General features: G+C 40.7%; 1 protein-coding gene. It reads right to left on the bottom strand.

Annotated elements, in window-relative coordinates:
• Positions 1 to 275, bottom strand: a 275-nt coding sequence (locus VJI94_RS08345; protein ID WP_324009024.1) for an ABC transporter substrate-binding protein, incomplete at both ends; no start/stop codon positions are given.

Raw genomic sequence — 275 nt, 5'->3', positions numbered from 1 at the left:
AAGCTACAACAGGTTTTCCTTTTGCATATTCCACCACCAGGTCAGACCCTGTAATACCAAAATCTGCATTGTTTGCCAGAACCTGAGGCAGGGGGGCGTGTTCAGGATCGCCGGGTATTAATTTAACATGTAAACCCAGTTCACTATAAAATCCTTTTTTTTCTGCTGCATAATAACCCGCAAACTGAAATTGATGCCACCATTTTAACTGAACACGAACCGTATCTTCTATTGCGAATGCATTGTGTTTAGAGGCAATTACCAATAAACAAATC

Source organism: Parvimonas sp. D9, assembly GCF_035282565.1.
GTDB classification, from domain to species: domain Bacteria; phylum Bacillota; class Clostridia; order Tissierellales; family Peptoniphilaceae; genus Parvimonas; species Parvimonas micra.
The sequence above is the reverse complement of the archived record's forward strand: the minus strand, read 5'-3'. Positions and strand labels throughout refer to the sequence as shown.